We start from the raw sequence: 25,135 nt of genomic DNA, 5'->3' as shown, positions 1-25,135 counted from the left end.
GACGAGGGGGCCTTCCCCAAGAAGGAGCCGACGTGAGCCAGACGAGCATGACCGACGAGCTGCTGCGGGCTGAGGGCCTGCTGGTGCAGGGACAGGCAAGGCAAGCGCAGGAGCTGCTCGCGCGCCTTGCGGAAGACGCGGAGGAGTACGTCGACCGCAACTGCCCCACCACCGATGAGCTGCAATGGTTCAGCTTCCCCACGCTCTTCGAGCGCCTCGCGTACCGTCGCGTGGAGGACGACCCGCGCGAGCTGCGCGACGTGGGCGAGCCCCTCGACCGCCTGTACGCGGACCTCGCCCTCGCCTGCATCCACGAGGGCGACTACGCCATGGCGACGGAGGCCCTCAAGCACGCGGTGCGCTGGAACCCCATGGGCTGCGAGTACCGCCTCAACCTGGCGGACCTCTTCCGCATAGACGGCAACGTCCAGGAGTTCCTCGCCCTGAGCTACTCTGTCTTCGAGCGCGCGAGTGACGCGCGCCACCTCGCACGGGCCTTCCTCAACTTCGTGGGCTACTTCGTGGCGCAGGACAAGCCCCTCGCTGCCGCGTCTGCCTTGCGCGCCGCACGCAGGCTCGACGTGCGGGACGACTCGCTTGACGCCGCCCTCGACCAGGCTGCCGGCACCGACCACGACCCCGACCTGGTGAGTGACGAGCAGGCCGGGGAGCTCCTTTCCGCCGAGGGTCTGCCCGACGGCGCCAACGCGGAGGTGGCAGTCTGCCTGCTCATGTGCGCCACCGACGCGGCGGACCTCGGCCAGCGCGACACGGCGGCCCAGCTCACCCTCCGCGCCCGCGATCTGGTGGGCGAGGAGGCCACCATGGAGCTGCTCAGGCTGATCCGCGCCGAGGACGAGGAGGGGGGCGACGGCAATGCCAGCTCCTACTAGGCGCCAGAAGAAGACCATCTCGAAGAACCGCACCGCCTGGCACGACTACTTCATCGACCAGACTTGGGAGGCCGGCGTCGAGCTCACGGGCACCGAGGTCAAGAGCCTGCGCGAGCGCTCGGCCCAGATCACGGACTCCTTCTGCATCATCCGTGGGGGAGAGCTCTTCCTGGTGGGGATGCACATCCACCCCTACTCCAACGGGGGGGTGTGGAACGTGGACCCCGATCGCAGGAGGCGCCTGCTCATGCACCGCAGGCAGATTGACTTCCTGGACGGCAAGCTCCGCACCAAGGGCCAGGCCATCGTGCCCCTGGAGCTCTACTTCGACGAGCACAATCGGGTCAAGCTGCAGCTCGGCCTAGGGCGCGGCAAGAAGCTCTATGACAAGAGGGCCGACCTCGCCAAGAAGCAGACGGACCGCGACATACAGCGCGCCCTCAAGGAGCGCAGCCGCTAGCAAGAGAGTTGGGCATCTGGGGCCATGGTTTGCCATGGCTTCTCGGCAGACGGCGTTGCCGCAGGTACTTTGCGTGGGGTATGATAATTGCGCCCATTCGGGTAACAAACTGGCGCGCCCGCGGGGAACGGGCGGCCAACGGAGAGAGGAAACACCCATGGCTGACGAGAAGACCTACAAGTTCGTGTGCACCGTCTGTGGCTTCGAGGTCGAGGTCGACACCCCCGAGCTTCCCGAGGACTACACCTGCCCCATGTGCGGCGTCGGTGCCGACATGTTCGAGCTCGTCGAGGAGTAGCCTGAACCACATAGCGTGACCTCCTGGGACGGCTGGGCAACCAGCCGTCCCTTTTGACGCGGGATGGAATGTGTCGGGCAGGTGTGGCGTCGAACGGACTCGCTCACGCGTAGTAGGGTAGGGGGCGGTCGAATCAAGGGAGGCCCAGCCTTGCGCAAGCGCGCGTCGCAGACATCCGAATCAATAGAGCTCGCCCTCATCCTCGCCCTCTCGGGCGGGCTCATGGACGCCTACTCCTACCTTGGGCGCGGCAAGGTCTTCGCCAACGCCCAGACGGGAAACCTGCTGCTCCTGGGGGTGCACCTCTCTGCCGGAGACTTCGCCGCGGCCACGCGCTACGCCTGCCCCGTCCTGGGCTTCGCCGTGGGCTGCGTCCTCGCGCACGAGCTCAAGCTCCGCATGCCGCGCGGGCTTCACTGGAGGCAGTACGTCCTCGTCGTCGAGGTGCTCCTTCTCCTTGCGGTCTCGTTCATGCCGGACGAGCTCAACCTGCTCGCCAACAGCCTCACCTCGCTTGCATGTGGCATGCAGGTCCAGGCGTTTCGAAAGCTCCACGGCAGGCCATTCGCCACCACCATGTGCATAGGGAACCTTCGTAGCGGCACGCAGGCGCTGGTCTCGTACGCGCACGGTCGCGGCCGCGTCCACCTCAGGACGGCGGCGCTCTACTACGGCGTGATCGCCTGCTTCGTCGTGGGTGCAGTGTTGGGGAACTGGCTGTTGGCGCCCCTCGAACTGTCTGCCATCCGCGTGAGCTGCGTGCTTCTCGCCTTGGCCATCACCCTCATGTTCCATGACCGAGAGGGCAGGGCGAGCCAGGAGTCGTAGGCCGCCTTCCTCCTGCCCCTGGCGGCGTTCTGCCTATTGGCACCTTTTGTAGTAGAAGACGGCTATCTGGGTGCGGTTCCTCAGGGCGAGCTTGGCAAGGATCGCGCTGATGTGATTGCGCACCGTCCCCTCCGAGAGAAATAGGCGCGCGGCGATCTGGGAGTTGTCGAGGCCCTCCGAGACGAGTCTGACCACCTCTCGCTCGCGCTGGGAGAACGGCGCCAGGGCGGACTCGTCGCCTGTCACAACGCTCCCGCTCAACGTCGTCGCCCTCTCCAGGACCTCTCCCTCCAGGACGCTCTGGCCGGCCATCACTGACCTGAGTGCCGGGGCAATCGTGGCGATGTCCTGTTTGATGAGGTAGCCCCGCGCGCCCATCCTCAGTGCTCGCACCACGCACTCGTCATCCGAGAAGGTGGTGAGGAACACGACGCGTGCTCCAGGGTGGCGCGCGAGGATGTCCTCCGCGGCATCGAGGCCATCGCCCCCTGCCATCTGTATGTCCATGAGGAGGATGTCTGGCGCGAGGTCGTCGTAGAGCTGCCGTGCTTCGGTACCATTGACGCCCGTCCCGCATACCTCGATGTCGGTCTCGGCCGAGAGCATGGTTGCCAGGGACCGGCTGACGATGGGGTCGTCGTCCACGATGACCAGCCTCATCTTCGCCCCTTCGGAATCGAGGCGAACACTCTGAACTCGTCGTTGCAGGAAACGCGAAGTGTGCCGCCGAGCACCTCAACGCCCTCCTGCATCGATGCCAGACCCATGCCTCCTCTCGAGAGGCCGTCCAAGAGACCCTCGGGCCCCGTGGCGTGTGCGGGGAGCTCCGGCATCGTGCCGTCGTTTCTGACGAGGACCTGCCAGAGACCGGGAAGCTCGCTCACCCTGACGCAGGCATGCCGCGCCCGTGCGTGCCGGGCGGCGTTGGTGAGGGATTCGCGCACCAGCGAGACGATCGTCCTGGTCACTGCCGCCGGGGGAGTGGAGTCAGGGCGGTACTCGACCGACACGTCGTCGATGCCGCTCGTCGCGCCCAGGCGATTGAGCTCTGCGCCCAGGTCGATGGCGGAATCCGAGAGGGCATGTACGCTCGTCCGCATGGACGAGAGGGCCTCTCCCAACCCCATCGAAAGCTCCGAGAGCTCGCTCGTCGTGCGCTCGTCCCCGCGATGCGTGACCTTGAGCGCCTCGACCTGCAACAGGAGGCGCGTGAGCGAGTGCCCCACGCCATCGTGCACCTCGCGGGCTATGCGTGTGCGCTCCGAGAGAGTTGCCGCCCTCATGCCCTCCTCGCGGGCATCGGCGAGCTCGGCGTTTCTCTCTCGTAGTGCCAGCAGCCTATCAGAGAGCTCGTCTCCCAGTTCGTGAAGTTGACGCTCCCGACGCGTTGCGGCGGAGGTCCTGGTCGCGACCATCGCCCGCAGGCGCAACCTGCGGCTCTATGCCGCATGTCTGACGGTCGGCCTCTTCGCGTGGGCGCTTACCTCGCTTCTGGGCGTCGTCCTCTTTGCAAGGCAGAGCCTGTTGGAGTCGCCGGCTCTCGTGACGCTCTCGGTCCTGGGCCTTCTGGTCTATGCGCTCGTGTCGACATGCGTGGGCTTCCTGTTGGGTCAGCTCGGAGCAAGCGAGAATGCCGCAAATGCCGTTGCCGTCAGCTTGGGGATGGCCATGTCCTTCATGGGGGGCGCGTGGATTGACCTTGGCATGCTTCCTTCGACGGTCGTCGCAGCGGCGCACTTCGTGCCCAGCTTTTGGTGTACGCAGGTTATCACGGGCGCCTCTGCGCCCTCGGAGGTCTCGCTTTTGACCATAGCTCCGCTGCTCGGTTCGCTTGGGGTCGCGATGCTCTATGCGCTTGCCATTCTCCTCGTGGCGCTCGTCGTGGGACGTAGCAGGGGAATGGCCGAGCTGTAGCACGGCGTCCGTCTGCATCTCGTCGTGACGTCGGGTGCCCGAGGCCCAGCCTGGGGTGGGGCACGGGTGGTGGGCTTGCACTTTCACCGAATCCCGCCTCGCCCCTTGTCGCCCTTGGGTAGAATACGGACACCGGACGCGTCGTCCTTCGACGCACATCGCCCGTTCTTGAACCTTGACAGCGCGCATGGTGGCAGCAGCCCCACAACCTCATGGGGGTGACTGGTTTCGACAGGGTAGTTCTGAGGTGGGCAGCAAGCCGTGGTCTCCTCGCCACGTTAAACAGGGGTACCGTCAAATTGAATTGACGACAACTCTTATCAGGGCTCTTACGCCCTCGCTGCTTAATTTACTAGCAGCCGTCTAACCGGGGATCGCTCCCGTCTTCGGGGTGACGTCATTCTAGGGAGATGCTCCTGCGGACGTGGTTGGTATGCCGCAGGCTAAGACCGAACCAACTGGGATGCCGAACGCGTGTCGTTGGGTGCGAGGCGTCCGAGAGCCAACTAACGACTGAGCTTGGAGACACCTGCCAGGGGATTGCTTTGGACCGGAGTTCGATTCTCCGCACCTCCACCATGATGACGTCAGCCCCCTCCCGCCTTGTGCGGGAGGGGGCTTGTGTGACATGCGACGCGTGGTGTCAGCCTTTGCGCTATCCCTAAAAAGGCGCTGCCAAAGCGCCGTCCCGAAAGGATGACGCCGACGTGCGAGGCATGTTCCTGTTGCTTCCTGGCCTGCTCGGGAATGTAGGACGAGGCCTTCGGAGGCGTCTTTCCCTTGAGGATCGCATGGTAGTAGGCATAGGTGAGGGGCTCCTCCGCAAGGAGGTTCCGCGCGTCGTCCAGTTCTCCGACGAAGAGCATGTGGGTGCCGACGTCCAGGCTCTGCACCACCTTGCACGAGACCATTGCCGCGACGTGCTCGGTGGGATAGGGGTCGCCGTTGCCGGTCACGTCGCTCTGGATGCCCGCGAACTTGTCGAAGTCGGTTGAGCTGCGGAAGCCAAAGCGGCCGACGAAGGGCATGTCTGCCGTCTGGGTCAGGGGCGCGAGCGCGAAGTGACCGGCCTTCTCGATCACCTGCTCCGTGTGGTTCTGCTTGTTCACCACGACTGCGACCTGTAGGGGCTTGCTCGTGAGCTGGAGTCCGGTGTTGATGACGCAGGCGCCCACGTCACCGTCGTCCGCCCTTGCGGACACGACATACAGACCAGATGAGAACTTGAATAATGCAGTAGCGTCCATCTTGCCCTCTTCCCCGTGCGCGCCTAGTCGTGGCAGGCGCTCCTCTCCCTTTTGCTGCACTATATCATCCATGATGAGAATGGCTCGGACGCCCGATGCCAGCGGCCCGTTGGCGTTGGGTGGCGGCACTGATGGGAGGGGGATTGCATGGCACGAGGCAACGCGCTCGTCCTCGAGGGCGGCGGCTTTAGGGGCATGTTCACGGCTGGCGTCCTGGACGTGCTGCAAGAGAGGGGCGTCTACGACTTCGCAAGCGTCTGGGGAGTCTCGGCGGGTGCCATCAACGCGGCGAGCTACAAGTCGCGCCAGATCGGGCGCACGATGCGCATCATGCTCGCCTTCCGGGACGACCGGCGCTTCATGTCGCTCTGGTCCTTTGCCACGACGGGCAACCTCGCTGGTGGCGAGTTCATGTACGAGGAGATCCAGAACCACCTGGACCCAGGTGACGACGTGGCCTTCAACGCCAATGCCACGCGCATGTTTGCCGTGGCGAGCGACGTGGTGTTTGGCACTCCCGCCTACCTGGAGTGTGCGAGCTTTCCCGAGGACGTGGTCAAGGTGCGCGCCTCGGCCTCGCTTCCGCTGGTCTCCAGCATGGTGCAGATCGACGGGCACCGCTACCTGGATGGCGGCACCACGGACTCCATCCCCTTCGAGGTGGCGTTGGGGCGTGAGGGCGCGGCGAAGGTCGAGGGCTACGAACCGGCCGATCGCGCCTTGGTGGTGATCACGCAGGACCGCGACTACCAGAAGTCCGGCCTCAACGAGCGCATCACGGTGCGGAGCCATCGCTACGACGGCTTCCCCTACTACGAGGAGGCCCTTTCCGTGCGTGCCTCCTCGTACAACGCCAAGCGCGAGAGGCTCTTCGCCCTCGAGGCCGAGGAGTCGAGCCCGGTCCTGGTGATAGCGCCCGCGCAGCCCGTCGAGGTCTCGACCAACGAGCATGACGGGGGGAAGCTGCTGGACCTCTACCTGCAGGGCAGGGAGCAGGCGACCAAGCGCCTGGACGAGGTCCGTGCCTTCCTCGCGGGACGGTCGGGCGCGTCTTGGGGGGACAGGGCATGACCATCAACGAAATCGCCCAGATGGCAAACGTGTCGCGGGCCACCGTGTCGCGCTACCTCAACGACGGGTATGTCAGCGAGGAGAAGCGCAAGCGCATCGCCCGCGTGATCGAGCAGACGGGTTATGTGCCGTCCCAGCAGGCGCGCACCCTGCGCACGGGCAAGACGCAGTTCGTTGGGGTCATCATCCCCAAGATCAGTTCCGAGTCCATCGCGCGGGAGGTTGCGGGCATCACCTCAGTCCTTGGCGCCTCGGGTTACAGCACCGTGCTCGCCAACACGGACGGCGACGGATCGGCAGAGATCTCATACATCAAGTCCTTGGCCGACCAGGGCCGGAGCGACGGCATCATCCTCATAGGGACTGAGATAACGGAAGAGCACGAGCGACTCTTCAGGAGCCTTCCCCTGCCCCTTGTGGTGCTGGGCCAGCATGTCAAAGGCGTCAACTGCGTCTACTTCAACGACTATGACAGCATGTATGACCTCACGCTCTGCTGTACCGTGGGCAGCAGCCATCCTGCCTTCATAGCCGTGCCCGAGAGGGACTACGCGACGGGCTTCCTTCGTCGCAAGGCCTTCGTCGACGCCATCGGGCACCAGGGGTTCGACGTGGACGCGGCACCCATCGAGGAAGGCAGGTTCAACGCGCGGTCGGGCTTCGACTGCGCGGCAAGGATCATGGAGGCCCATCCTCAGACGGACGCCATCGTCTGCGCCACCGACGAGATCGCGGCGGGTGCCCTGCTGTACCTCCACGACAGCGGACGCGTCGTGCCGGGGGACGTGCGCCTCACGGGGCTAGGCGACTCCATGCTCGCCAAGGTGGTGAGCCCCAGCCTCACCACCGCCCACTACTACTATCGCACCAGCGGCGCGGAGGCGGCACGCATGCTCCTCGAGCTGATGGAGCAGAGCGAGGCAGCCCCGCATGAGGTCAAGATGGGCTACAAGCTCGTCCTGGGAGGCTCGACGCACAGTCCTGCATAGTCCTTCGCCTCCGTCGGCGAGGGAGCGGCAGGTTCGCCCGCCTGCAAAGTTCCCCGTTTGTCGACAAAAACCTACCGTTCGCATGCGCTCGGCAAAAGGTGTTCCTTTTGTGAAGGCGTCCTCCTAATCTTATTCAAAGGTGTGAGAACGATTTCACACAGACCTAAGACTGCAGGTCGTAGCAGGACAAGGGAGGAAGAATGGCGCTGGATTACAAAGAGGCCGCAAGGGCCACGCTGGAGGCGATCGGAGGCGCGTCAAACGTCGTGTCCGCCGCTCATTGCGCGACCCGACTACGCCTCGTGATTGCCGACAACGGCAAGATCGACAAGGACAAGCTCGAGGACATCCCCGGCGCGAAGGGCAACTTCGAGGCCTCGGGCCAGCTGCAGATCATCTTTGGCACGGGCACGGTCGACAAGGTCTACGACGAGTTCATCGGCCAGGGCAACATCAGCGCGGCGAGCAAGGCCGAGGTCAAGGAGGCTGCCGCCAAGAACCAGAACAAGTTCATGGCGGCCATCAAGGTCCTCTCTGACGTCTTCGTCCCCATCATCCCGGCAATCGTCGCCTCCGGCATGCTCATGGGCATCATGGGGGCCATCCCCTTCCTCTTCCCGAACGTCGACCTCTCCAACAACGTGTACTGGAAGATCGCGGGCCTGATCAACGCCTGCGCGCTTGCGAACCTCCAGATCCTCCTGGGCTTCTCCGCCGCAACCGTCTTCGGCGGCAACCCCTACCTCGGCGCGTCACTGGGTGCCTTGCTCATCAGCGGTGACTTCATCAACGCATACAACGCCTCCACCGCCATCGCCGACGGCACGATGGTCACCTTCAACGTCGTCCCCGGTCTCTATAGCATCGACTGGGTGGGCTACCAGGGGCATGTCATCCCCATCCTCGTGGGAGTCTGGATTCTCTGCTTCTTCGAGAAGCGCCTGCACAAGATCGTCCCCGAGATGTTCGACCTCTTCCTGACGCCGCTCCTGTCCGTCTCGATCGCGGCCTACGTGACGATCCTCTTCATCGGCCCCATCTTCGTCTTCCTCGAGAACGCCATCCTTGGCCTGCTCATGGCCTTGCTCTCCGTTCCCTTCGGCCTTGGCAACGCGGTCATCGGCCTGATCTACAGCCCGTCGGTCGTCACTGGCCTGCACCAGATGTACACCGCCATCGACGTCTCGATGATCGCCCAGCACGGCGTCACCTACTGGCTGCCCCTGGCCTCTGCCGCAAACATCGCGCAGGGCGGTGCCTGCCTGGCCGTTGCCCTCAAGACCAGGTCTGACAAGACCAAGGCCCTCGCGGTGCCCTCCGGCATCTCCTGCCTGCTTGGCATCACCGAGCCCGCAATCTTCGGCGTCAACCTGCCCAAGGTCAAGCCCTTCGTCGCTGGCATGGTCGGCTCTGCCGTCGGCTGCGTGATCTGCTACTTCACCAACCTCTCTGCCACCGGCACCGGCGTGACCGGCATCTTCGGCATCTTGCTCTGCATCGACAATGCCGTTGGCTATGTCATCATGTTCGCCGCCGCCTTTGCGGTCGCCTTCGGTATCACCTGGACCCTCTACTCCGACGAGGCCGACGCCAAGAGGCAGGGCAAGTCCCTGCCCGAGCAGGCCGTCGCCTCCACCCAGGCGGCTGCCAACCAGACCGCTGCGGTCGCCGCGAGCGTCGCCCAGTCCAACCAGGGCGTCACCGCCCCCACCGACGCCGAGGTCATCTTCGCGCCCTGCGCCGGTCAGGCGATCGGCCTCGATCAGGTGGACGACCCCGTCTTCGCCAGCAAGGCGATGGGTGACGGCGCCGCCGTGGTTCCCAGCGACGGCAAGATGTACGCCCCCGTCACGGGCACCGTCACGGTCCTGGCCGAGACCGGCCACGCCATCGGCCTGCTCTCTGACGAGGGTGCCGAGATTCTGATCCACATCGGCATCGACACCGTCAACCTCAAGGGCGCGCCCTTCACGCCTCACACCACCGTGGGTGCGGCAGTCAAGAAGGGCGACCTGCTCATGGAGGTCGACCTCGGTGCCATCAAGGCCGCCAATCTCGATCCGACGACCATGGTCATCGTCACCAACACTGACGAGTACGGGACCGTCAACACCCACACTGGCGGCGCGGTGAAGGCCGGAGCCGCGCTCATCGAACTCGGATAGGGCGCTTGCGCCAGACATGCGCGTGTGGGGGGGCGGCTGCCACGAGCGGCTGCCCCCCCGTTGGAATGAGGGCCCTTGCGGGCCGACCCATCGTTTGAAAGGGAGCTCGGCATGATTGACGTTACTGCCATGGGCGAGGTGCTCATAGACTTTACGGACGCGGGCATATCTGACGCCGGCCAGAAGCTCTTCGAGCGAAACCCTGGGGGTGCGCCGGCAAACGTGCTGGTCGCCCTCCAGCGCCTAGGTCACCAGACTGCCTTTCTGGGCAAGGTCGGTGACGACATGCACGGCAGGTTCCTGCGCGCCACGATGGAGGCCGACAACATCGACGCGCGAGGGTTGCTGACGGATCCGAGCTACTTCACGACCCTGGCCTTCGTGGCGCTCGACGAGCAGGGAGACCGTTCCTTCTCGTTCGCGCGCAAGCCTGGGGCCGACACCCAGATCACCACCGACGAGCTCGACACGAGGCTCATCGCCGAGAGCAGGGTCTTCCACATCGGCTCCCTCTCCCTCACCGACGAGCCTGCACGCTCCGCGACCTTCGCTGCGCTGGACGTGGCAAGGTCCGCCGGCTGCGTTATGAGCTATGACCCCAATTACCGCGCCAACCTCTGGCCGGGCGTGGAGGCGGCCATGGAGCAGATGCGCGCCGTGGTGCCTTACATGGACATCATGAAGATGAGTGACAACGAGTGCGAGCTGCTGACCGGTCGCCGCGACCCCGCCGAAGCGGCGAGGGCGCTGGTCTCTGGTGGAGTGAAGGTCTGCTGCGTCACCCTGGGCTCCGAAGGCGCCCTGGTATGCACCAAAGATGGCGTCACGGCAGTTCCGCCGTTCAAGACCGAGGCGGTGGACACCACGGGTGCCGGCGACTCCTTCTGGGGCGGGTTCCTTGCCGCCTTTCTCGAAAGCGGTCTGGCCCCCGCAGAGGTGGCACTTGATGAGGCAGTGGGGATGGCTCGCATGGGCAATGCCGTGGCGTCGCTCTGCGTCCGCAAGCGTGGCGGCATCCCCGCGATGCCCGAGCGTGCCGAAGTGCTTGGGGTCCTGGCGTAGCCAGCCGACGCCTGCCCCTCGCGCGCACCCACGTCAACCCTCCCGAATCGAGGAAGCCCCATGGCCGTCGACATCAACTGGAACCCCAAGCACAACTGGCGACTGCGCTTCCACCTGCAGACGCCCACGGGCGGCCTGACCGACCCCAACGGCCTGTCCCAGCTCAACGGGGTCTACCACTGGTTTCACCAGTACACGCCCAAGTGGCCCGCCGTGGGGCATGGCTGGGGGCACTGGACGAGCGAGGACCTCGTGAGCTGGACCTTCCATGGCGAGGTGATCCGGCCCGATTGCGAGCTTGACCGCAACGGCTCCTACTCGGGGTCCGCGCTGGTCAAGGATGACAGGCTGTGGTGCTACTACACGGGCAACGTGCTCGACCCCGGCGAGCATGACTATGACTTCGAGGGGCGTCGTGCAAACGAGATACTCGTGACCTCCGAGGACGGCAACACGTTCAGCGAGAAGGTCTGCGTCCTCGACAACGAGGGATATCCCGCCTACTGCTCCAACCACGTGCGCGACCCCAAGGTGTGGGAGCAGGACGGGGCCTTCCACATGCTGCTGGGCGCCCGTACGTCGGACAGTCGTGGCGCCGTGCTCCTATATCGCTCGGGCGATGGGCTCGCCTGGGAGTTCGAGGGGTCGGCGACGTCGCGCGGCAGAAGGGGCTTCGGCTATATGTGGGAATGCCCCAACGCCGTTCGACTGGATGGTCGTGAGTTCCTCTTCGTGTGTCCCCAAGGGGTTCCCAAGCAGCCGTTTAAGTATCAGAACATCCACAACTGCGGCTACTTCCCGGTGGAGGGGAAGGTCATCGACCTGCTTGGGCGGGACCCGAAGGGAATGGACGGCGAGGGGCCCTATGCCTGCTTCGACGAGGGGGACTTCGTCGAGACCGACTACGGCTTCGACTTCTACTGCCCCCAGGTCTTCGAAGATGAGCGCGGCCGCGTGCTCTGCGTGGGATGGATCGGCCTGCCGGACGTGGAGTTCCAGTACGAGACGCCGACACGCGAGTGGATGCACACGCTGACCCTGCCGCGCGAGCTCTCCCTCAATAAGTCCGGCCAGGTGTGCTTCTGGCCCGTCGAGGAGGTGGACTCCCTGCGCGGCACGGAAGTCGAGTTTAGCGAGGACGCCGCGCCGGGCGCCACGGGCTATGTGGGGTCACAGACGACCTGCGACATGTTCGACGTCACAGGGGCGAAGTCTGCCCGTTTCCCCAACGGGACGGCGGACGTGCTCATCAAGGACATCAAGGGAGAGGGGCGCGTCATCATTGGCTCCGACCTCGAGCTCCTCCTCCATGGGGACATGCTCGAGCTCGACTTTCAGAGTCCCTCGGGACGCTGGCGCACCAACCGCCGCCTGCCCCTTTCGGCCTTGAGCGCGGGACGCGTGACCGACCTGCGCATCCTGGTGGACACCTCTGTCATAGAGATTTACGTAAACGGGGGAGAGAAGACCATGACCACGCGCTGGTATCCCCTGGAGGTCACTGACTTGCACGTGACGTCCGACCTCCAGGCATTGCATGGCGCGTGGGAGATGGGCGCCTTTGTCTTCAACAACGTGGGCTAGGGGCGTAGCACGCCCGCGTGACGCGTGGCATTGCACGTGGCCACGGGCGCGCGCAGATTAGCCGTAGTTTGCGCGCGCCTGTGCGAAGCTGCAGGTCATCGTGAAGTCACGCGCAGTTTGCGAATGGAGCGCGCGGCTGGCTCTCTCCCTACGGGGTGGGCCAGCCGCGCATTGTCCCAAACCTCCGCTGCGGCGGACAAGTCAGTGGCTATGCCTCGTACCACTCACCCTCGAGGGCGTGCTCGAGCCACCTGGCGACGCCGTCCTCCCACATCGTGTCGACGACGCACGACGCCTGCTCCATGATTGCCTCGGAGGCGTTGCCCACGGCCACGAACACGCCGACGTGCGGCACCATGGGCAGGTCGTTGCCCGAGTCGCCGAAGGCCACGAGCTGCTCCCTGTCCAGCCCCAGCCGCTCCCGCACCCACTCGATGCCCGAGCCCTTCTCGACCCCCTTGAGGGTGATCTCTATCTCGGTGGGGGTGACGACGGCAATCTGCAGGTCTCCTCGCCCTTCCAACTCTGCGGCATCGCGCGCCAGGTCGTCTGCGGTGTCGAAGCAGGCACCCATCTTCTCGACGAAGCTCGTCACCTCGTCGACCGCGAGAATCTCGGGTTCGACGTCGTCGACGGTGAAGCGGTTGGGGATGCTCGAGATCTCTTCGTCGAGGTCCTCGTCGCTCAGGGTGCTGCTGTCGTCCAGTCGATGCACGGCCTGGGTCATGTAGGACACGAGTCGCTTCTCGAAGTAGGCTCCCCTCGAGGTGAGCACGTTGAGGCCGGCGCCGCGGGAGTGCAGCCAATGTGCCATATCGAGCGCCATGTCGCGGGGGATGGCCTTGCTCGCCAGGTGACGGCCTTCTCCGTCGAGGATTTGCCCGCCGTTGACGGTGATGTAGTAGTCGATGCAGGGCAGCCTGATGGCGTCGGGCACGATGGGCAGGTTGCGGCCGGTCGAGATGACGTTGGCGCAGCCCGCCGCATGCACGGCCTCCAGGGCGGCGACCGTGCGCTCGGAGACGTGGGTTAGGTCGAGGATGGTGCCGTCCAGGTCATAGAATGCCGCGCCGATGCCTTGGGGGAAGTGCGTGTTTGCGGGTAGCAAGGGGTGCTCCTTCGTGTTCGGGCTCCGGCTGGGTTGGAGGGCGCCGTGCCCGTCGGTGGCCATGTCCCTACGAGTGTGTTACCTCGAAGGAATGCGACGAGAGGTCCGCGTCGAGCTGCGCCCAGGCTTCGCCTGCGGTGCGGCGGATGCGAAGCCTGCTGCCCTGGGCGTCTGCCTCGAGCTCGCCCTCGACGTCGAACGCGGGATGGCTGTTCCGCAGCTCCATCAACTCGACGAGGTCCCTCACGACAGGGCGCTCGACCTCGCGGTCTATCTCGTCGACGCTGTAGTAGTGGCGGTTGATGTTGCGGCCCTCCTTGGTGGACTCGAGCAGCTCTATGTCGTTGCTGCCAGCGAGCAGGCCGACGTAGTAGACCATGGGCACCCCGCGGGCGAAGAACTGGACGGCGCGGGCGAGCAGGTAGGCGTCATCGTCATTGCCGAGTGCGGAGTAGTAGGTGGTGTTGACCTGGTAGATGTCGAGGTTGTTGTATGCCTCGGTGTTGTAGACCTTCTTGACGTTGGCCCCCTCCGAGAACATCTTGTCCTTGGTGTAGTCGACGGCCTCGTCGGGCAGCAGGTCCTTCACGTCGACGATGCCCAGGCCGTCGTGGGTGTCGAGGGTGGTGAACTGATGCTTGGGGCTCATTATGAGCCAGTTTGCGAGGTAGCTGCCCTCGCCCGAATAGAGGGCATGCAGGGTCAGCACGGGCAGGGCGAAGTCGTAGACCCAGTAGCCCTTGTCCGCGACCTGCATCTGGATGGTGTAGTGCTCGTGAATCTCGGGGAGCACCATGACGTCGTAGGGGTCAAGCACCTCCTGCATGTCGCGCAGGAGCTCGGTCGTATCCGGCTCCACGAAGAAGCAGCTGCTGCCCGCGCGCTTGGCGGCGTAGGCGAAGGCGTCGAGGCGAATGATGGAGGCGTTGTTCTCGGCCATGTGGGTCAGCGTCTCGCGGAAGAAGCGCTGCGCGCGATCGGACCTGATGTTGATGTCGATCTGCTCCTCCCCGAAGGTGCACCACACGTCCTCGCGACTGCCGTCGGCGAACTCCGCCACGACGCTCGGCGCCTTGGGCTTGCGCTTGTAGATGGCGTCCACCTGTTCCTGGGTCGGGGCGCCCCCCGGCCAGAAGTCCTTGTACCTGATGAAGAAGTCGGCGAACTCCGATTCGTCCTTCTTGGCCAGGAAGTCCTGGAAGTAGGGAGATTGGCGCGAGATGTGGTTGATCATGAAGTCGAACATCAGATAGCGCCTCTTGCCTATGCGACGCACGTCATCCCAGCTGCCAAGGGCGGGGTCGACGATGTCATAGCGCATGGGGGCGAAGCCGCGGTCTGCCGAGCTAGGAAAGAAGGGCAGTATGTGCACCCCGCCCACGGCCTTGTCGAAGTGCCTGGCAAGCACCTGGTCGAGGTCCCGGAGGTTCTTCCCCAGGCTGTCGGCGTAGGTGATGAGCATGATCTTGTTCTCGAACCTCATGTGACTCTCCCTGCGGCTGGTGGGTGCTGTGGATGTCGTGCCTCCGTGCGTGGCCTAGAGGCCGAGGATGGTGAAGTCCGCTGACGAGTTGGTGGACATCGAGTTGCCCAGGCCATAGACCATGTTGCTGATGACGTACTCGCCGTCATTGACGTAGACCTCGACGATGTGCCCGTGCACGAGCATCTCGATTTTGTTCTCGTCTGCCACCTCGGGCGTCATGGAGTGCATATGCGTGAAGCCCTCGCGCGGACGGTAGACCTTGCTGCGGTCGACGTGGACGCGGTTCTTGTCCTGCCACACGCGCAGACCGCCGATGTCGATGTGGTCGCCTTCGTGCAAGGTGGTCCCGAAGAGATAGGGACGGTGGTGCGCTGACGCATTGGTGCGGTGGGCGATGGCATGGCGTACGTTGGGATGCAGGCGGAAGTAGGTGTGCCCGTTGACGACCTCGATTATGCGCGGTGCGGTGAACATGCCGATCCACTTGTCGTCGACGGGCTCGGGCATGCGCATCCAGCCCACCATGACGCGACGACCCTCGGCATCGGTCGTGGTCTGCGGCGCATAGAAGTCGTGGCCGTAGTCGGTGAGGCGCCGCTCGCCAGTAAACTCGATGGAGCAGTCTGCTTCGTCGTAGTCGACGACGAAGCAGACGCTTTGGTCGTCGCTGCCGCCCTCGTAGCCCATCAGCGAGGCGAGGAGCACGGTGCTCCCGTCGACCCTGAAGAGGTCGGGGCACTCGCACATCCAGCCAAGCTCGGGATTGAGGACGGTGCGGTTGACGTACTCCCAGTTGACGAGGTCCTGGCTCCTGTAAAAGAGGACCTCTCCCTGCCTGCGATGGATGTTGCTGCCCAGGGCCAGGTACCAGCCATCGGAACCCTGCCATACCTTCGGGTCGCGCGTGTGGGTGGCGTCGCCCAGCTCGGGGTCCTCGATGGGTGGGATGATGACGCGCTTGTCCTCGAAGTTGTTGAAGCTGCGGCCATCGGGTGACTCGATGGTGAGCTGCGCCGAGGTGAAGTGGCCGGGAATGCACTTGTTGATGTCGTCGGGGTCGAACTCGTCGTAGTGGACGCCCGTGTAGAAGAGGCGGAGCCTGCCCCCGCTCTCGATGGCGCTGCCCGAGAAGCAACCGTTCTGGTCGGCGGGCTTGGAGGGGAACAGCGCGATGTCCTCCTGCTGCCAGTTGACGAGGTCGGGGCTGATGGCGTGTCCCCAGCAGATGGTCCCCCATTGTGTGGCATGGGGGAAGTACTGGTAGAAGAGGTGGTACTCGCCCTTGTAGTAGATGAACCCGTTGGGGTCGTTCATCCAGCCCCGATGCGTGTGGAAGTTGATGCTCTGCATGTGTGCCTCTCCGTGGTGGCTGTCTTGCGGTGTCGGGTGCTGACTAGCGGTCGACGACGTAGTTGACGCTGATGGGCGACATGGGGTACCAGACGGCAGTGGCCTCGGGGAAGTCGACACTCACCCTGATGTCCTCGGCCTCGCTGTAGTAGCGGGTGCCGAAGACGGTCTCGCCGCCGTTGACGAAGATCTCGAGGACGGAGGTGTCCATGACGACGCGGACGTCGCGCACGGCATCGACCCTGGCGCGGCGGACCTTCCTGCCCTGGCCCGTCTCGTCGTCGATGAACTCCAACTCTGCCACCCCGTCGTGGAAGCGCAGCTCGAGGGCGTCGTCGAAGCGCAGGGTGCCTTCTCCCTCGATGCCAGAGACCACGAGGTCCGACACCTTGGGGATGCTGGCGCTGCCCTCGAAGGCGACCGCCTTCCCGCGGAGCGCGTCGATTTCCGCCACGGGGTTCTGAAGGATGTGTCCGTCCGGACCCAGCGCGAGCTCGCGCGGGACCGTGAGGCAGCCGCGCCAGGTGCTGGTGGGATTGTCGTAGGGTCGCACGTCGTTCTTGTCATGGGGCAGGCTCATCCAGCCCACGAGGAGCGTGCGGCCCCTCTCGTCTACGAGGGTCTGGCAGGCATAGAAGTCGAAGCCGTGGTCCCACTCGACGAAGGTCGTCTGGTCGATGGCGGCGTGTGGGGCCTTGGCGTCCATGAGCTCGTGGTCCTGGTGGAGAAGGTCCAGAAGGGTCCCCTCGATGGGGAAGTAGCCGTTGCCGTGCACGTTCTGGAGCATGTAGGGGAGGCCGAGCTCGTCCGTGCCCTGGGGGCAGGTGGCAAGGAACTCGTGGGGCGCGCCCTTCTCGTCTGCGAGGACGATGCGGTCGGGGCACTCCCACATGTAGCCGAAGGGCGTGGGGTCGGTGTTGGTGACCGAGCCCTCGAGCTCCCAGGCCTCGCCGTCCTCGGAGCGATAGCACAGAACCGCGCCGCGGCTGTCCTCGCGCGTCCTCGCGCCCAGCAGCATGTGGAAGGCGCCGTCCTGCTTCCAGACCTTGGGGTCGCGCACGTGGTTGGAGCAGTAGGCGGGGTAGCCAGAGTTGTCGAGCACGACCTCCTTGGGGCCAAGGTGGATGCCGTTGTAGCTGCGCATGCGCGTCTGGTTGGCGAGGCGGCCGGCGAGCGTGCCGTCGCCCTCGGGCAGGCGGACGTTGCCCGTGTAGTAGTACCAGACCTCTCCGCCGTGGCCGGCGCCGTCCTCGGGGGTGGCGAGGTAGGCGCCTCCAGAGTAGGAGCCGTCCCTGTCGGAGGGGCAGTCGGGCATGACCTGGCAGCCCAGGAAGACCCAGTTGGTCAGGTCGCGGCTGACGTAGTGGCCCCAGCCGTGGGGGCTGTCGAAGTTGCCGGGGTACTCGGGGGCGTTCTGGCAGCAGATGTGATAGGTGCCGCGGAACTGGCACAGCCCGTTGGGGTCGCTGAGGGAGCCTTTCTGGGGTGCAAGGTGGAGTTTGGGACGCCAGGATTCGTCGCTCATGAAATGCCCCTTCCCTGGGTGTGCCGAGGCGTGCACGGACCCTGCCAGCACGTCTGCATATCTGCTTATAATCTTATCTGAGAACGATTTCATAGTATGCCAGGCGGCGGCGAGCGGCACCCGCGTCGTGCGAGTGGTTTTCCTGCCGTGCAGGGCGAGCTCCTATGATGTGTGTGTCTAGAGAGGGGGAGGAGTCCAGCCGATGGAAGCGCGCTTTGCGGAAGGCCGTGGGCCTCTGGTCCGCCTTGTGGGGCTCGCCCTCCTCACGACGATGCCGTTCTATGCGTTGACGGCGCCGAACCCAGCGTTGTCCGGCAACCAGGCGCTGGTGGCGCTCGGGCTTTGTGCGGGATTCGTCCTCGCTCGCGTTGTTCCGGATGGCCTCGCGCGACGGCTCCGAGCCGCTGGCGTCGTTGCCCTTGCGTCGCTGGCTTCCGTGGAGTGGGCGCTCTGCCTCTCGCTTGCGAGAATGTCACGATACGCATGGCCCTTCGACATGGATTGGTTCGCCTCCTTCCGGCACGCCTGGCTCCTGGCGACTCCCGTGCTTGCGTTCGCCTCCGCGCTCGCCCTCTCCTCATGCCCGTCCGGTGAGGAGACGCGTCCCCCTCGCGGCGCCTCGTGCGGCCTTGACGAGAAGAAGCCAAGCGGCGGAGGGGGTCTCGCCGCGATCGCGGCGGGTTTTCTCGTCAGGGGGCTGTCATATGCCGTCACGGCCGTCGTCGACGGTCGTATGGCGCCCGGCAGGCTCTGGACGACTGGCTTCTCTCCCGTGAACCTTGTCGTGATTCCCGTGGCGTCGCTGATCCTCCTGGGGGTGAGTGCGACCCCTGACGGTAAGCTGGACCCGATGCCCATGCGCGTGGGCGTCGGATCCTTTGCCTGGTGGTCCCTTACGAGGGTGATTCCCCTTGGTCAGGCGGTCTCGTGGCCGTATGCACTGCTCTCCCTCATTGCCGCGGCGTGCTGGCTGCCTCGCGCTCGTTGCCTCTTTGCCCTCTCCGCACATGGGGCCGAGGGACGACGGAGTCATTCGGCAGAGCCTGAGCCCTCGTTCGGAGACGGGCATGTGAGGCCGGACGAGGAGACCAGGGAGGCCCTGCTAGGCCTCGGGCTCGCTCCCCGCGAGCTCGAGGTGGCGGTCGGGGTCGTGTGCGGGGGAGCTCCAGGGAGGTGGGCGAGCTTCTGGGGGTGAAGCCCGCAACGGTTCGCAGCACCATGGCACGCGTCTACAAAAAGGCCAGTGTGACGGGTAGGAAGGCGCTCCTCGAGCTCATCGGGATGTCAGATCGCCAACCCGCCGCCTATGGCCATTCGGACGGCGAGGAATCGGGGCGATTGGCGGCCGAGGGCTCGACGGGCGCACGGAGGGTGCCTGCGTCGGCTGCCTCACGCCCGCTCGAAGCGGCTGTCGCGACCGCGCTCCTGCTTCCCTGGGGCATCACTCTGCCTGCGTGGGGCGCGGGGCGACCGCTTGTCTATGGGGCCGCGCTCGCGTGCCTCATGACAGGCGGGGCCTCTTTGGCGGGTTGCCATCCTTCGGAAGGCCGTCGCGCCTCCCGTGTCGCCCTTGCCCTCGCTTCGATGCTGTCGCTCGGCATGGCTCGGTTTGCGGTAGGGGTGGGCGGGTATTGGATTCCCTTCGAGCTGACCGGTGCCCTTCTTGGCACCGCCATGCTGATCGAGCTGTTGTTGCAGCAGCAGACGGAGGCGGTGCCGGGTGGCTGGGGGCACTGGGATAGCCTGGCGGGATGGGCCATGCTGCTGACATCCCTTTGCATGGGCGCCGCGTGGGAGGAGACCTGGCGCGTGGGGCCGTGGTTCGCAGCCTCGCTGCAAACTACGGTTTTCCTGCTTCTGGTGACGGCAGGGGGCTTGTATCTGCTGGCAAGCGAGCGTCAGTACTTGCGGATGGCCCTCGCGCTTGCCTTGCTTGCCGTCTCGCTGTTGTCGAATGTCAGAGGTTCCCTGTTCGCACTCGCGGCGGCTTCCTGCGCATTACTAGGGCGAAGGTTTGCGCGTGCGAAGTCGGCGACACCTGGTCCGTCCCTGCCGCTTGTCGCATTTGGGCTCGGCGTGGTTGCAGCTGACGTCCTGGTCAACCGCGTTGGCTTCCTGATGGTTGGCAACGAGGTGCTCACCCGACCCTTTGGGGGGCGTGGGGCGTTTGGGGGGATCTTCCTGAGCTCGTCCCTCCTCCTTGCGCTGTGTGCCGGGACGACGTTTGCGTGCCTCTGCCGGAGCGTCGAGGTGGCAGAGCGCCTGAGGGGCAGCCTTGACCGATCGGGCCTCACGCGCGAGAGGACCGAGCACCTCCTGCTTGGCCTCGGCTTCGGACAGACCGAGGCGGAGGTTGCGAGCGACATCGCCTATGGGTACTCCTCGCAGAAGATCTGTGAGCGCCGGTTCGTCTCCAGGGGAACGGTCAACACTGCCAGGCGTGCCGTCTACTCCTCGCTCGGCGTACATGGCAGGTCGCAGCTCGTAAATCTGTTGCTGCAGCTTAGCCGCCTGTAAACACCCCGTTTTCCACTTTCATATCGGCTGACTACAGACCCGTCGCGTTTGGCGGGCCATCGTTTGTGGTGGCGCGCCACCACCTTTGGTTGGTCAGACGAAAGGAAGCAAGATGAGGCTCGAACACATGTCCCATCTGAGTCTGTTTGCCATTGCACTTGCCTGTTGCCTAGCTGTCAATCCCACGGTCGCGCATGCAGGGTCCCTTGAGGAAGATTCTGCCACGGGGGATGCCGTCGAGGCGACCGCCGAACTTGAGGGGGCCTTCGAAGCTGGTGCCGTTGCGGGGGATGCCACCGAAGAGGCTGCCGTCCAGGAGGACGCTTCCGCAAAGGGTCCCATCGCGGAAGGTGCTATTGAAGAAGGTTCTCCTGCGGGGGGTCCCGCCAGGGTCAGAGACACGCGGGACTCACGATATGACTTCAACTTCCAGTTCAAGGGAGCAAGCCAGGGCACCGAATGGCGCGGAAAGGATTCATACAGCTCGACCTACCTTCGTGTTGACTACAGGACCGGCAAGTCACCGCAGCTGTTTGTCGACGGGGCTAATAACAGCAAGGGGGCAGGGTGGCGCAACTGCACGAACGGTGATTACGTAAGGGCTCCGGGCGTTGGCCAATACGAGATTCATAACGGCGTGCGCGAGCTTGGCTACGCCTTTGCGCGACTCACCGGCTGGGCCGATCAGGGCTCTGGGAAGCTTAGTGGCCTCTGGAGTCCAGACTGCGCGGGCAACTACACCGACCTGAACAGATAGGGACGGAGATGGCCCGGCGGGCGACTCCGCCAGGCCACCACTGGGAGGCTACGTGAAGAGGAATGAGCGCATCGCCGCCGCAGTGTTGCTCGCGGCCTGTCTTTTGGCGGCGCTTGCATACAAGGGCTACGAGTCCCATTTAGACGCCCAAGTTTGCCACGAGATTCAAGAGGAGGAGAAGAGTCGAACGAAGGCGCAGGAGGGGGACGAGGTCACGATTGGGACCAAGGACGATCGCGAGGACTCTCCATTCCGCGGAACGATGCGCGTGCGCGTGGAGGATGCCGTCGTCTTTGACGGACCCGACCAGGCCCGCAAGGAGTTCGACGGTTGGGTGGAGGACGCATTCTACGCGGGAAACTACTTCAGCGAGGGAAGGCAGGGGGAGGACTTCGACTTGGTGTTGTTTCGCATCCACGTCTCGAATGTCGACGCAGAGCCACGGCACGCGACAAAGCTGGGCAACCAGCTGTTCATGATCGAGGGCGTGGCCGGGTTGCACCCATGCATAGAGCATGCCTATCTGGATGGGCCTGGGACGGCAACCAAGGATGCCGAGCGCGGCTACTTTGGCATCGTCCCTGGCAGCGAGGGAGATTACGTCTTTGGATACGTGGTGAGAAGAGATGATGTGGACAAGGGGTCATTTACTGCGGGGAGTTGGGGCTACGGCGGCTACGAGGTGCCATTGGCTCCCAGGGATCTGAGGGGGCAGTCATGAGGACATTGCTGGCGCTGGAGCTCAACAAGGTTCTGAGGAGCAAATGGTTTGCCACGGCCTTGCTCGTTGCCGTGGCGCTTGCCGTTGCCTCTGCCGTTTGTGGGATCGCGAGCGTGCGTGAATGGGAGAGCCTCAAGGAAGGAGGTGTCCGCGAGTACATCGTCACATCCAAACGGGGGAGCTATGGCAGGAGCCTTCTGTTGCACAGCAACCTGCCGCGCGAGGCGTTCTTTCAGCTTGTGGCCCTCCTGGCGGCCCTTGCTGGCTCATGCTCGCTGAGGTCTGAGCTTGACTGTGGGGTCGCGAACCAGATGCTCGTGCGCGCGTCGAGGAGTCGCTATCTTGCGTCCAAGTGCATCGCGGTATTCTGTTCGGGCGCCTTGGTCGTGGGCGTGCCTCTGGCGCTGAACTTCCTTGTCCTTTCCTGTGCGCTCCCAGGCTATGCGCCCGAGGTGCTCGACAACCTGTACATCGGGCTTTCGGCACAGGAGACCCTCTCTTGGCTCCTGTACTCACGGCCCCTTTTGTACCTTGTGGTCAACCTTGTTGTTGATGCCGCGCTATGCGGAATCTGGTCCGTTCTGGTGCTCGCCGCCTCCTTGGTCATCAAGAACCGCGTCATATTGCTTGCGGGCTCGTATCTGCTCACCCTCGGCTCGCTGCAGCTGGGCAAAGTCATCTTCTACATCGCGAGAGTGGGTGGATTCCGCTTCGACATGATTTCCGTGCTGGAGGGCGTATGCGAGGGGCCGTTGCGCAGCGGTGTCGCAATGGCGGCAATGGCGCTGCTCATGCTCGCGGTCTCCCTTGCGACCCTGCGTCTTCGAAGGGACGGTGACGTCCTGTGACCTTCGCAAACCTTGTGAGGTCTGACCTTTCGGAAGGCCTTCGCTCGACGCGAGGGCGGGTGGCCCTGCTGGCCGTGGGGGGCGGCTGCCTATCGTTTCTGCAGCTTCTCTTCACCATGGCAATAGACTATTGGGATCCCCCCTTCACCTTCGGCGAGGCCATTGTGGCGGCCATGGGTGGGATGAGCGTCTTTGACCCTGATCATGAGGTGGCTTTCCGGTTTCCGGCTGGGTGGATGCTAATGCTCATGCTCGTCGCGTACATACCCCTGAGCTATCCGTACAGGGATCTCATGGGGTATGGGAGGGAAGTCCTCGTTGCGTCAGGTAGCAGGTGGTCGTGGTGGCTCTCCAAGTGCCTGTGGGTGACGCTTGTCGCCCTGCTTGGCTGCGCCCTGCTCGTTGTCGCCTGTGCCATCGTCTCCCTGTTGTGGGGAGGAGAGCCTTCCCTTTTGGTCCCCGATGGCTTCCTGGAATGCGCGGGACTTGGCTCGGAGCTTGCTGGCCCCTATGACCTCAGGCCCTTCGTCCTTGTGTTTCCCTTGATGGTCGTTGCCGTCTGCCTGCTCCAGCTAGCGCTGTCCCTCGCGCTGGGCCCGACTCTGGCATTTGCGTCCACCTCGGTCGTCCTCCTGGCGTCGGCGTATCTGTTCCACCCCCTTCTGCCGGGCGAATACCTCATGATCGCACGGCTTGACCTGTCGATTCCAAATGGCATGAGCCTGAGGAGCGGTGCCAGCTATGCCCTGGTCATAGCGGCGGCAAGCGTGCTGGTTGGAGGTCTTCACTTTTCGCGGATGGATTGCATAGACAAGGAGCTCTCGATATGAGGGGAAGTCTGGTCGTGACAGATCCTGGCACCGGCGTCGCGTCTGGCGATGCATGCTCCGGCTGTGCCGTAGAGGTCAGTGGGTTGTCCAAGCGGCTGAGGGGCGTGAGCGTCCTAGACGACGTCAGCCTGTGCGCGGACGCTGGCGAAACGATTGGCCTTTCCGGACAGAACGGCTCGGGAAAGACGATGCTCATGCGCGCCATCGCGGGGTTGATCAGGCCGAATGCCGGAAGGGTGACCATCGACGGCAAGGAGCTGTGGAAGGACACCCCCCTTCCCTCCCAGCGTGGGCCTCCTGCTGGAGGGCCCCGCCTTCCTGGCTGACCGCAGCGGGAGGGACAACCTGAGGCTCCTCGCCTCCATCAAGGGGCTGGCAAATGAGGATGACTGCCTGGCCGCCCTGCGTGACGTCGGGCTTGATCCAGACGACAGGCGTCCGTATCGCAAGTACTCGCTGGGAATGAAGCAACGGCTCGGCATTGCCGGGGCGCTTTTCGAGCGGCCCTCGCTCCTGCTGCTCGACGAGCCCACGAACGCTCTCGACGCGGATGGTGTGGAGATGCTGAAGAGGCTGGTGAGGCGCGAGCAGCGGCGTGGTGCGACGATTGTCCTGGCGTGCCATGCGGCAGACATCCTCCGGGAGCTTTCCCACGAGGTCTACCACATTGCGGAGGGGCGGATCGACGGGCACGAGGAGCTGAGGCAGCCATGAGGCGTGGTCGTGCTTGGAGCGCGTTGACCTTGGCGCTGGTCGCCTGCGCAGTCGCCGTTGCCCTGGCGGCGCGCATCTGGGTGGTGAACGCGAGGGCTCCCGTCATCCCCGAGGAGTGGTTCCAGGCCAACGAGGACGTTCCCCTGGAAGGTGCCTTTGCCGAATACAGGTACGAGAACACGAGGGGGTATTCGATCTGCGTGACGGACGCGCGCAGCATGTCCGTCAGGGAATACCTGGCCGAGTTCAGCAAGGACGACGATGCCGCACGCGTGCAGATGGAGCGGCTCGCCCAAGAGGGGACGGACCTGGATGCCAAGACGCTGCTGGTCGCCGACATAACGATGAAGAACGAGAAGGGGGCGGAGGACGAGAGGGGCTACCTCGACTCCATCGGGTGGTCCGTCAAGTGCCCTGAGACGCCGGCGTATTGGATCAGGGTGCAATCCATGCTGTTCTCCTGCTCCGTCCCCCAGATCAATGGCTCCTACAAGCTCTCGATCAGGCCGAAGACCGAGTACGTGATCCATGTGCCCTTCGCGTCGACGATGTTCGAGGCGACGTTCCCACAGCCGTATGACTACCAGTACCTTCCCACGTTGGAGCCGGGTGAATACGGCTTCGTGGTCACGAAGGGGCCGGTGAGGAAGGTCGTCCACCTGGACGTCGCATAGGACGTCCTGGGCGTGCGCCGGGTGGTGCGCGCCGCCCCTCTCGCCTCCACTTGTGTGCTTATTTTGAGCGCTCGGGGCATTGGAATGCTGCTGT

General features: G+C 64.5%; 26 protein-coding genes and 1 other RNA gene. 20 read left to right on the top strand and 7 right to left on the bottom strand.

All coding sequences use genetic code 11. The features are described 5' to 3' along the window. Positions 1-32 precede the first annotated feature (32 nt). From HMPREF1008_RS01870 to HMPREF1008_RS01855, 4 genes are all read left to right on the top strand, one after another. The gene (locus HMPREF1008_RS01870; protein ID WP_009278156.1) at positions 33-893 is read left to right on the top strand and encodes a hypothetical protein; all 861 of its coding nucleotides are present in this window, start codon (positions 33-35) and stop codon (positions 891-893) included. Then, positions 877-1,353: an SsrA-binding protein SmpB gene (gene smpB / locus HMPREF1008_RS01865; protein ID WP_009278155.1), complete on the top strand. Its 477-nt coding sequence runs from the start codon at positions 877-879 to the stop codon at positions 1,351-1,353. The genes HMPREF1008_RS01870 and smpB overlap by 17 nt, the downstream gene beginning before the upstream one ends. A 157-nt stretch (positions 1,354-1,510) precedes the next feature. After that, on the top strand, positions 1,511-1,651 hold the full coding sequence (locus tag HMPREF1008_RS01860) for a rubredoxin-like domain-containing protein (protein ID WP_009278154.1): 141 nt from the start codon (positions 1,511-1,513) through the stop codon (positions 1,649-1,651). A 150-nt stretch (positions 1,652-1,801) separates the two neighbouring features. Continuing rightward, complete coding sequence (locus HMPREF1008_RS01855; protein WP_009278153.1) at positions 1,802-2,479, top strand: YoaK family protein; 678 nt, start codon at positions 1,802-1,804, stop codon at positions 2,477-2,479. 33 nt (positions 2,480-2,512) lie between these two features. Here HMPREF1008_RS01855 and HMPREF1008_RS01850 read toward each other — a convergent pair whose 3' ends face one another. Together HMPREF1008_RS01850 and HMPREF1008_RS01845 are read right to left on the bottom strand one after the other, a co-directional pair. Continuing rightward, a complete protein-coding gene (locus HMPREF1008_RS01850) occupies positions 2,513-3,139 on the bottom strand; it encodes a response regulator transcription factor (protein WP_009278152.1) in 627 nt (208 codons plus the stop codon). Then, positions 3,136-3,894: a sensor histidine kinase gene (locus HMPREF1008_RS01845; protein ID WP_040656867.1), complete on the bottom strand. Its 759-nt coding sequence runs from the start codon at positions 3,892-3,894 to the stop codon at positions 3,136-3,138. Before HMPREF1008_RS01845 ends, HMPREF1008_RS01850 begins: the two co-directional genes overlap by 4 nt. 109 nt (positions 3,895-4,003) lie before the next feature. Here HMPREF1008_RS01845 and HMPREF1008_RS01840 point away from each other — a divergent pair, with 109 nt between their 5' ends. Next, positions 4,004-4,393, top strand: coding sequence for a hypothetical protein (locus HMPREF1008_RS01840; protein WP_050796587.1), 390 nt, complete (start codon positions 4,004-4,006; stop codon positions 4,391-4,393). Between the two features lie 214 nt (positions 4,394-4,607). Next, positions 4,608-4,972: a transfer-messenger RNA gene (gene ssrA, locus HMPREF1008_RS10115) on the top strand. Between the two features lie 8 nt (positions 4,973-4,980). Here the strand turns inward: ssrA and HMPREF1008_RS01835 are convergent. Continuing rightward, a complete protein-coding gene (locus HMPREF1008_RS01835) occupies positions 4,981-5,712 on the bottom strand; it encodes a flavin reductase family protein (protein ID WP_232202817.1) in 732 nt (243 codons plus the stop codon). A gap of 75 nt (positions 5,713-5,787) precedes the next feature. Between HMPREF1008_RS01835 and HMPREF1008_RS01830 the strand changes: the two genes are divergently transcribed. The 5 genes from HMPREF1008_RS01830 to HMPREF1008_RS01810 all read left to right on the top strand — a co-directional run bounded on the left by HMPREF1008_RS01830 (position 5,788) and on the right by HMPREF1008_RS01810 (position 12,511). Further along, complete coding sequence (locus HMPREF1008_RS01830; RefSeq protein ID WP_009278148.1) at positions 5,788-6,711, top strand: patatin family protein; 924 nt, start codon at positions 5,788-5,790, stop codon at positions 6,709-6,711. Then, on the top strand, positions 6,708-7,700 hold the full coding sequence (locus HMPREF1008_RS01825) for a LacI family DNA-binding transcriptional regulator (RefSeq protein WP_009278147.1): 993 nt from the start codon (positions 6,708-6,710) through the stop codon (positions 7,698-7,700). The genes HMPREF1008_RS01830 and HMPREF1008_RS01825 overlap by 4 nt, the downstream gene beginning before the upstream one ends. Before the next feature lie 200 nt (positions 7,701-7,900). Next, positions 7,901-9,865 carry a PTS beta-glucoside transporter subunit IIBCA gene (locus tag HMPREF1008_RS01820; protein WP_009278146.1) on the top strand — a complete coding sequence of 655 codons (1,965 nt, stop codon included), beginning with the start codon at positions 7,901-7,903 and terminating at the stop codon, positions 9,863-9,865. A gap of 111 nt (positions 9,866-9,976) precedes the next feature. Beyond that, positions 9,977-10,927, top strand: a complete 951-nt coding sequence (locus HMPREF1008_RS01815) for a carbohydrate kinase family protein (protein WP_009278145.1) — start codon at positions 9,977-9,979, stop codon at positions 10,925-10,927. A 60-nt stretch (positions 10,928-10,987) separates the two neighbouring features. Then, positions 10,988-12,511 (top strand): glycoside hydrolase family 32 protein, encoded by a 1,524-nt coding sequence (locus HMPREF1008_RS01810; RefSeq protein WP_009278144.1) that lies wholly within the window; start codon positions 10,988-10,990, stop codon positions 12,509-12,511. A gap of 208 nt (positions 12,512-12,719) precedes the next feature. Here the strand turns inward: HMPREF1008_RS01810 and HMPREF1008_RS01805 are convergent, their stop codons facing one another. From HMPREF1008_RS01805 to HMPREF1008_RS01790, 4 genes are all read right to left on the bottom strand, one after another. Next, a complete protein-coding gene (locus HMPREF1008_RS01805) occupies positions 12,720-13,619 on the bottom strand; it encodes an HAD-IIB family hydrolase (RefSeq protein WP_009278143.1) in 900 nt (299 codons plus the stop codon). Between the two features lie 67 nt (positions 13,620-13,686). Next, on the bottom strand, positions 13,687-15,102 hold the full coding sequence (gene gtfA / locus HMPREF1008_RS01800) for a sucrose phosphorylase (RefSeq protein ID WP_009278142.1): 1,416 nt from the start codon (positions 15,100-15,102) through the stop codon (positions 13,687-13,689). Between the two features lie 54 nt (positions 15,103-15,156). After that, positions 15,157-16,455: a glycoside hydrolase family 32 protein gene (locus HMPREF1008_RS01795; protein ID WP_009278141.1), complete on the bottom strand. Its 1,299-nt coding sequence runs from the start codon at positions 16,453-16,455 to the stop codon at positions 15,157-15,159. Positions 16,456-16,498: 43 nt separating this feature from the next. Beyond that, positions 16,499-17,980 carry a glycoside hydrolase family 32 protein gene (locus HMPREF1008_RS01790; protein ID WP_009278140.1) on the bottom strand — a complete coding sequence of 494 codons (1,482 nt, stop codon included), beginning with the start codon at positions 17,978-17,980 and terminating at the stop codon, positions 16,499-16,501. A 469-nt stretch (positions 17,981-18,449) separates the two neighbouring features. Here HMPREF1008_RS01790 and HMPREF1008_RS01785 point away from each other — a divergent pair, with 469 nt between their 5' ends. The 9 genes from HMPREF1008_RS01785 (at position 18,450) to HMPREF1008_RS01750 (ending at position 25,041) form a co-directional block, all read left to right on the top strand. Then, positions 18,450-19,175, top strand: a complete 726-nt coding sequence (locus tag HMPREF1008_RS01785; RefSeq protein ID WP_156797580.1) for a hypothetical protein — start codon at positions 18,450-18,452, stop codon at positions 19,173-19,175. Next, on the top strand, positions 19,154-20,497 hold the full coding sequence (locus tag HMPREF1008_RS01780) for a LuxR C-terminal-related transcriptional regulator (protein ID WP_009278138.1): 1,344 nt from the start codon (positions 19,154-19,156) through the stop codon (positions 20,495-20,497). The genes HMPREF1008_RS01785 and HMPREF1008_RS01780 overlap by 22 nt, the downstream gene beginning before the upstream one ends. 112 nt (positions 20,498-20,609) lie before the next feature. Beyond that, the gene (locus HMPREF1008_RS01775) at positions 20,610-21,254 is read left to right on the top strand and encodes a hypothetical protein (protein ID WP_009278137.1); all 645 of its coding nucleotides are present in this window, start codon (positions 20,610-20,612) and stop codon (positions 21,252-21,254) included. Positions 21,255-21,306: 52 nt separating this feature from the next. Further along, a complete protein-coding gene (locus HMPREF1008_RS01770) occupies positions 21,307-21,975 on the top strand; it encodes a hypothetical protein (RefSeq protein ID WP_009278136.1) in 669 nt (222 codons plus the stop codon). Further along, positions 21,972-22,823: a hypothetical protein gene (locus tag HMPREF1008_RS01765; protein WP_009278135.1), complete on the top strand. Its 852-nt coding sequence runs from the start codon at positions 21,972-21,974 to the stop codon at positions 22,821-22,823. The genes HMPREF1008_RS01770 and HMPREF1008_RS01765 overlap by 4 nt, the downstream gene beginning before the upstream one ends. Before the next feature lie 116 nt (positions 22,824-22,939). Then, positions 22,940-23,653: a hypothetical protein gene (locus HMPREF1008_RS01760; RefSeq protein ID WP_156797579.1), complete on the top strand. Its 714-nt coding sequence runs from the start codon at positions 22,940-22,942 to the stop codon at positions 23,651-23,653. Then, positions 23,650-23,979, top strand: coding sequence for an ATP-binding cassette domain-containing protein (locus HMPREF1008_RS01755; protein ID WP_009278133.1), 330 nt, complete (start codon positions 23,650-23,652; stop codon positions 23,977-23,979). Before HMPREF1008_RS01760 ends, HMPREF1008_RS01755 begins: the two co-directional genes overlap by 4 nt. Beyond that, positions 23,942-24,367 carry an ATP-binding cassette domain-containing protein gene (locus HMPREF1008_RS10960; RefSeq protein ID WP_009278132.1) on the top strand — a complete coding sequence of 142 codons (426 nt, stop codon included), beginning with the start codon at positions 23,942-23,944 and terminating at the stop codon, positions 24,365-24,367. The genes HMPREF1008_RS01755 and HMPREF1008_RS10960 overlap by 38 nt, the downstream gene beginning before the upstream one ends. Then, on the top strand, positions 24,364-25,041 hold the full coding sequence (locus HMPREF1008_RS01750) for a hypothetical protein (RefSeq protein WP_009278131.1): 678 nt from the start codon (positions 24,364-24,366) through the stop codon (positions 25,039-25,041). Before HMPREF1008_RS10960 ends, HMPREF1008_RS01750 begins: the two co-directional genes overlap by 4 nt. Positions 25,042-25,135 lie beyond the last annotated feature (94 nt).

The organism is Olsenella sp. oral taxon 809 str. F0356, from assembly GCF_000233535.1.
Classification (GTDB): domain Bacteria; phylum Actinomycetota; class Coriobacteriia; order Coriobacteriales; family Atopobiaceae; genus Olsenella_I; species Olsenella_I phocaeensis.
The sequence above is the reverse complement of the archived record's forward strand: the minus strand, read 5'-3'. Positions and strand labels throughout refer to the sequence as shown.